This is a genomic window from Pseudomonas sp. R62, assembly GCF_000257605.1.
In the GTDB taxonomy this organism is placed as follows: domain Bacteria; phylum Pseudomonadota; class Gammaproteobacteria; order Pseudomonadales; family Pseudomonadaceae; genus Aquipseudomonas; species Aquipseudomonas atacamensis.
In genome coordinates, this window is the sequence record NZ_JH635998.1 from 1,897,823 (window position 1) to 1,904,822 (window position 7,000).

General features: G+C 60.5%; 6 protein-coding genes. All 6 read left to right on the top strand.

Features of this window, described 5'->3' with window-relative positions:
• Positions 1-223: 223 nt before the first annotated feature.
• The gene (locus tag OQK_RS09660) at positions 224-1,465 is read left to right on the top strand and encodes an SfnB family sulfur acquisition oxidoreductase (RefSeq protein WP_016772203.1); all 1,242 of its coding nucleotides are present in this window, start codon (positions 224-226) and stop codon (positions 1,463-1,465) included.
• A gap of 27 nt (positions 1,466-1,492) precedes the next feature.
• Positions 1,493-2,692 (top strand): SfnB family sulfur acquisition oxidoreductase, encoded by a 1,200-nt coding sequence (locus tag OQK_RS09665; protein ID WP_016772204.1) that lies wholly within the window; start codon positions 1,493-1,495, stop codon positions 2,690-2,692.
• The gene (locus OQK_RS09670; protein WP_016772205.1) at positions 2,692-4,050 is read left to right on the top strand and encodes an LLM class flavin-dependent oxidoreductase; all 1,359 of its coding nucleotides are present in this window, start codon (positions 2,692-2,694) and stop codon (positions 4,048-4,050) included. Before OQK_RS09665 ends, OQK_RS09670 begins: the two co-directional genes overlap by 1 nt.
• A 126-nt stretch (positions 4,051-4,176) precedes the next feature.
• Positions 4,177-4,986, top strand: coding sequence for a MetQ/NlpA family ABC transporter substrate-binding protein (locus OQK_RS09675; RefSeq protein ID WP_016772206.1), 810 nt, complete (start codon positions 4,177-4,179; stop codon positions 4,984-4,986).
• Positions 4,987-4,988: 2 nt separating this feature from the next.
• Positions 4,989-6,110, top strand: a complete 1,122-nt coding sequence (locus OQK_RS09680; protein WP_016772207.1) for a methionine ABC transporter ATP-binding protein — start codon at positions 4,989-4,991, stop codon at positions 6,108-6,110.
• A complete protein-coding gene (locus OQK_RS09685; protein WP_016772208.1) occupies positions 6,100-6,744 on the top strand; it encodes a methionine ABC transporter permease in 645 nt (214 codons plus the stop codon). Before OQK_RS09680 ends, OQK_RS09685 begins: the two co-directional genes overlap by 11 nt.
• Positions 6,745-7,000 lie beyond the last annotated feature (256 nt).

Consider the following 7,000-nt stretch of genomic DNA (forward strand, 5'->3'; position numbering starts at 1 on the left):
CTCGTTAACCAAGCCGAACATCCCCCCCTTCTATGCATATTCCTAAAAGTTAGTTTATTTAATTTTTATACACGCTTAGGGTATATACACCGGACCACCGGACATTCTTTCAATCGTCGCACTTCGCGGCGTTTTTCATGAGATGTGAGGTAGGTATGGTCCGGAACACAATCACCCCAGTGCAGATCGCCAGGGCATTGCGTGCAGCCAGGGAGCGGCACTGATGTCCAGTCTTGCAGATGCGAATCTGCAGTCCGACCTGGACATCGCCCCGCTGTTGTTGCCCGCGCAAGTACTGCGCAACGACGCTCAAGCGATCAAGGCCGCCTTTGATCTGGCGCAAGCCGCCCGTGTGCAGGCGGCCAAACGCGACCGGCAGCGCAAGCTGCCTTGGTCGGAAATTGAACAGTTCACCCGCAGCGGTCTGGGCAGCATTGCCATCCCGCGTGAGTACGGTGGCCCGCAAGTTTCCTTCGTCACGCTGGCCGAAGTATTCGCGATCATTTCTGCCGCCGACCCGGCGCTCGGGCAGATCCCGCAGAACCAGTTCGGCATCATCCATCTGCTGCTCGGCACCGCTACCGAAGCGCAGAAAAAGCAGCTGTTCCAGAGTGTTCTGGAAGGCTGGCGCATCGGCAATGCCGGACCGGAACGTGGCACGAAAAACACCTTGGAACTGAAGGCGCGAATCAGCGCCGACGGCGACGATTACGTAATCAACGGCCAGAAGTTCTACTCCACCGGCGCGCTGTTTGCGCATTGGGTCGCGGTGAAAGCGCTCAACGATGACGGTAAACAGGTGCTGGCCTTCGTCCGTCGCGGCACGCCGGGTTTGCGCATCGTCGATGACTGGTCGGGCTTCGGTCAGCGCACCACGGCCAGCGGCACGATCCTGCTGAACAACGTGCGCGTCGAGTCGAGCCTGGTCATCGACAACTGGAAGATCAACGACAAGCCGAACACCCAAGGCGCAGTGTCGCAGCTGATTCAAGCGGCCATTGACGCCGGCATCGCCCGTGGCGCCATCGACGACGCCATCGACTTCGTCAAAACCCGCGCACGGCCATGGATCGACGCCAAGGTCGAGCGCGCCAGCGATGACCTCTACGTGATCGCCGATATCGGCAAACTGAAAATCGAACTGCACGCCGCCGAAGCGCTGCTGCGCAAGGCCGGCAAAGTGCTCGATGAAGTCCACGCCGCGCCGCTGACTGCCGAATCCGCCGCACGCGCTTCGATCGCCGTGGCCGAAGCAAAAGTGCTGACCACCGAGATTTCGCTGCTGGCCAGCGAAAAGCTCTTCGAACTGGCCGGCAGCCGCGCGACCCTTGCCGAATTCAATCTCGACCGCCACTGGCGCAACGCCCGCGTGCACACCCTGCACGACCCGGTGCGCTGGAAATATCACACGGTCGGCGCCTATCGCCTGAACGGCACTTTGCCGGCTCGCCATTCCTGGATCTGAGACGACCAGTCATCTGGAGAACCCCCTATGACGCTTTCCCATCACGTCGCGCTCATCACCAGCGATGAGCAAGCCCTGATCGTCGCCAGCGACCTGGCCGAAGATTTCAAACGCGACAGCGCCCTGCGCGACCGCGAACGCCGCCTGCCATTGGCCGAGCTGGAAGTGTTTTCCCGCTCCGGCCTGTGGGGCATCAGCGTGCCGAAAGAATATGGCGGCGCGGGCGTATCCAACGTCACCCTGGGCAAAGTCATCGCACTCATCGCTCAGGCCGACGGCTCGCTCGGGCAGATTCCGCAGAACCATTTCTACGCACTGGAAGTGCTGCGCGTGAATGGCAGCGATGAACAGAAACAGCGCCTGTACGCCGAGGTGCTCGCCGGCCAGCGCTTTGGCAATGCCTTGGCAGAATTGGGCACCAGAACCGCTCACGACCGCGTCACCCGTCTCACCCGCGATGGTGATGGTTATGGTTATCGAATCAACGGTCGCAAGTTCTACTCGACCGGGGCGATTTACGCGCAGCGCATTCCGACGTCGGTGGTCGATGAAAACGGCGTACAGCAACTGGCCTTCCTCCCGCGCGAAAGCAAGGGCCTGACGGTGATCGACGACTGGAGCGGCTTCGGCCAGCGCACCACTGGCAGCGGCTCGGTAGTGTTCGAAGATGTGTATGTAGCGGCGGAAGACGTGCTGCCGTTCCAGAGCGCTTTCGAGCGCCCGACCACGGTCGGCCCGCTGGCGCAGATTCTCCACGCCGCCATCGACACCGGCATTGCCCGCGCTGCTTACGAAGACGCCTTGCATTTCGTGCGCAGCAAGACCCGTCCGTGGATCGATTCCGGCAACGACACGGCCACCGAAGATCCGCTGACATTGAAGAGCTTCGGCCACTTGAGCATTCGGCTGCACGCCACCGAAGCCTTGCTCGAACGTGCCGGCGAAATCCTCGATGCCGCGCAAGCCGAAACCAACGCGGAAACCGTCGCCGCCGCGTCGATCGCGGTTGCTGAGGCGCGGGCGATCAGCACGGAAATTTCCCTCGCCGCCGGCAGCACGCTGTTCGAACTGGCCGGCAGCCAGGCGACGCTGAGTGAACACGGCCTCGACCGGCACTGGCGCAACGCGCGCGTGCACACCCTGCACGACCCGGTGCGCTGGAAATATCACGCCGTGGGCAATTACTACCTCAACGATGAAAACCCTCCGCTGCGAGGGACGATCTGATGACTGCTGCGAAAAAGAAGATTCTGCTCAACGCGTTCAACATGAACTGCATCGGCCACATCAATCACGGCCTGTGGACGCATCCGCGCGACACCTCGACCCGCTACAACACGATCGAGTACTGGACCGAACTGGCGCAGTTGCTTGAGCGTGGATTGTTCGATGGCCTGTTCATCGCTGACATCGTCGGCGTCTACGACGTCTACCAGAACTCGGTGGACGTCACGCTGAAAGAGTCGATCCAGTTGCCGGTCAACGATCCGCTGCTGCTGGTTTCAGCGATGGCCGCCGTCACCAGAAACCTCGGCTTTGGCCTGACTGCCAATCTCACTTACGAGCCGCCGTATCTGTTCGCCCGACGCATGTCGACGCTCGATCATCTGAGTCGCGGCCGGGTCGGCTGGAACATCGTCACCGGTTACCTGGACAGCGCCGCCAAGGCCATGGGTCTGCGCGAACAGGTCGAACATGACCGCCGCTACGACCAGGCCGAAGAATATCTGCAGGTCTTGTACAAGCTCTGGGAAGGCAGCTGGGAGAACGGCGCGGTGCGCAACGACCGCGAGCAGCGCATCTACGCCAACCCGGACAAAGTGCACAAGGTCGAGCACCAGGGCGAGTTCTATCAGGTCGCGGGTTATCACCTCTGCGAGCCGTCACCGCAGCGCACGCCGGTGCTGTTTCAGGCCGGTAGCTCCGACCGCGGCTTGCTGTTTGCCGGGCGTCATGCCGAGTGCGTGTTCATCAGCGGCCAGAACAAACCATCGACCAAAGTGCAGGTCGACAAGGTCCGCGCCAGCGCCGTCGAAGCCGGGCGCAATCCTCAAGACATCAAGGTGTTCATGGGCCTCAACGTGATCGTCGGCGCCACCGCAGAAGCAGCGTGGGCCAAGCATGCCGAATACCTGAGCTATGCCAGCGCCGAGGCCGGCGTGGCGCATTTTTCCGCGTCTACCGGTATCGACTTTGCCCAGTACGAAATCGACGAACCGATCCAGTACGTGAAGAGCAATGCGATTCAGTCGGCGACGAAAAACCTGCAGAACAACGACTGGACCCGGCGCAAATTGCTCGACCAGCACGCCCTCGGTGGCCGCTACATCACCGTGGTCGGTTCGCCTGAAAAAGTCGCAGATGAGCTGGAGTCGTGGATCGCCGAAACCGGTCTGGACGGCTTCAACCTGACGCGCATCGTCACCCCGGAAAGCTATGTCGATTTCATCGAACTGGTGATTCCCGAGTTGCAGCGGCGCGGCTCGTACAAGACTGCGTATGACAGCGGGACCTTACGCGAGAAGTTGTTTCACGGCGAGGCGCAGCTGCCTGAACAACATACCGGCTCTTCGTACCGACGCTAAAAGCATCGCTGGCAAGCCAGCTCCCACAAGGGTCTGCGGCGCACACAAAACCTGTGGGAGCTGGCTCGCCAGCGATGAGGCCACAACAGACACCACAAATCTTATGCACTGACTGGAAAAACCACCATGACCAAAAAAAACCTGTCCCACCCAGTCAAAGCACTGGCCTTGGCCTTCGGCCTGTTCAGCTCGGCTATCTTCGCCGCCGACGCCCCGTTGAAAATCGGCACCACCGCCGCTTTCGCCATTCCGCTGGAAGCCGCCGTCGAAGAAGCCTCCAAACAGGGCCTGAAAGTCGAGCTGGTGGAATTCACCGACTGGATCGCGCCCAACGTCAGCCTCGCCGCTGGCGACATCGACGTGAATTACTTCCAGCACATCCCGTTCCTGGAAAATGCCAAAGCCGCGTCCGGTTTCGATCTGGTGCCATTCGCTCCTGGGATCATCAACAACGTCGGCCTGTATTCGAAGAAATACAAAAGCTTCGATGAACTGCCCGAAGGCGCCAGCGTCGCCATCGCCAACGACCCGATCAACAGCGGTCGCGGTCTGCAATTGCTCGCCAAGGCCGGTTTGATCACCCTGAAACCGGGCGTCGGCTACAAGGCCACCGAGGACGACATCGTCGCCAATCCGAAAAAGATCAGGATCCTTCAGGTCGAAGCCGTGCAGCTGGTGCGCGCCTATGACGACGCCGATCTGGTCCAGGGTTATCCAGCCTATATTCGCTTGGCGAAGACCTTCGATGCCGGCTCGGCGCTGCTGTTCGACGGTCTCGATCACAAGGAATACGTGATCCAGTTCGTCATCCAGCCCAAGAGCAAAACCGACCCGCGCCTGATCAAGTTCGTCGACATCTATCAGCATTCACCGGCCGTTCGCGCGGCACTGGACAAGGCCCACGGCAAGCTCTACCAGGCCGGCTGGGAAAGCTGAACATGACCGCGGCGATCCAACGGCGACTGGAGCTTCCAGAGCCACACAATGCTGAAAAAACCGAGCTGCATCCCGAGTTGAATCGCGCCCACGTACGCTTTATCGGCGTGGGCAAAACCTACAACGGCCGGCAAGGTCCGGTCGCGGCTTTGCAGGGCATCGACCTGGCGATTCAACGCGGCGAAGTGTTCGGCATCATCGGCCGCAGCGGCGCCGGCAAGTCGTCGCTGATCCGCACGATCAATCGCCTGGAGCAGCCAACGTCCGGGCGGGTGTTGATCGATCAGGTCGATATCGGCGAGTTCGATGAAGACCGCCTCGTCGCCCTGCGCCGGCGCATCGGCATGATCTTCCAGCACTTCAATCTGATGTCGGCCAAGACCGTCTGGCAGAACGTTGAGTTGCCGCTGAAAGTCGCCGGCGTGCCGAAGGAGCAGCGAGACAACAAGGTTCGCGAACTGCTCGAACTGGTCGGCCTGCACAGCAAGCACAAGGCCTATCCGGCGCAACTCTCAGGCGGGCAGAAACAGCGTGTCGGCATTGCCCGCGCGCTGGTGCATGACCCGGACATTCTGCTCTGCGATGAGGCGACATCGGCGCTGGATCCGGAGACCACGCAGTCGATCCTCGGCCTGCTGCGCGAGATCAACAAACGCCTCGGCCTGACCATTGTGCTGATCACTCACGAGATGGCGGTGATCCGCGAGATCTGCGATCGCGTTGTCGTGCTCGAGCACGGCCATGTGGTCGAACAAGGCCCGGTATGGCAAGTGTTCGGCAATCCGCAACACGCAGTCAGCCAGACCTTGCTCGCACCGCTGCAACACACCTTGCCGGAAGAATTGCAGAGTCGTTTGCTGACGCAATCAACGGCTTCAAATGCAGCGGTGGTGTTGCGTTTGCAGTTCACCGGCAGTGCCGCTGATGAGCCGGATCTGGCCGCGTTGTTCGCGGCATTGGGTGGCCGAGTGAAGCTGCTTCAGGGCGGCGTCGAACGAATTCAGGGACACGCGCTGGGGCAGCTGTTACTGGCCGTCAGCGGTTCGGCGTTCAGCGCCGAGCAATTGCGCGAGCGCGCCGGGCAATGGGCGCAACGAGTGGAGGTATTGGGCTATGTGGTTTGATCGCTTGCTGCAGGGTTTTATCGACACCTTTTTGATGGTCGGCGTGTCGTCGCTGATCGCGCTGCTGGCGGGGATTCCCATGGCGGTGATTCTGGTCACCAGTGACAAGGGCGGGATCTATGAGGCGCCGCTGTTGAACCGTGCGCTGGGTGCATTCGTCAATCTGTTCCGCTCGATCCCGTTCCTGATCCTGATGGTTGCGCTGATTCCGTTCACCCGCCTGATCGTCGGCACTACCTATGGCGTGTGGGCCGCTGTGGTGCCGCTGACAATCGCCGCAACGCCGTTCTTCGCGCGGATCGCCGAAGTGAGTCTGCGCGAGGTCGATCATGGTCTGATCGAAGCCGCACAGGCCATGGGTTGCCGGCGCTGGCATATCGTCTGGCATGTGCTGCTGCCCGAGGCGCTGCCGGGGATCGTCGGCGGGTTCACCATCACCCTGGTGACGATGATCAATTCGTCGGCCATGGCTGGGGCAATTGGTGCTGGTGGGCTGGGGGATATCGCTTACCGCTACGGTTATCAGCGCTTCGATAGCCAGATCATGTTGACGGTAATTGTCTTGCTGGTGGCGCTGGTGGCGGTGATTCAGTTGGGTGGCGACAGGCTGGCGCGGGGGCTGAATAAGCGGTGAGCAAATCTTGTGATGTTGGCTACGTGAAGTGAGCCAACACTAAAACCGGCCGACTACCAACTGCTACGTCAAACCCGCAACTAACATTTGCATCTTCGACTTTGCTCCGCTGGTGCACGTCGCTTACAACGATAAACGAGTGGAGCAGGGCACTACTAGCGGATAGGCAATAAACCTGAACTCTAAGGCTTGCGCAATATAAATTCACCGCCCCTTAACTTGATCCCTCCCGGAACCAAAATTTGCGGACGATAAA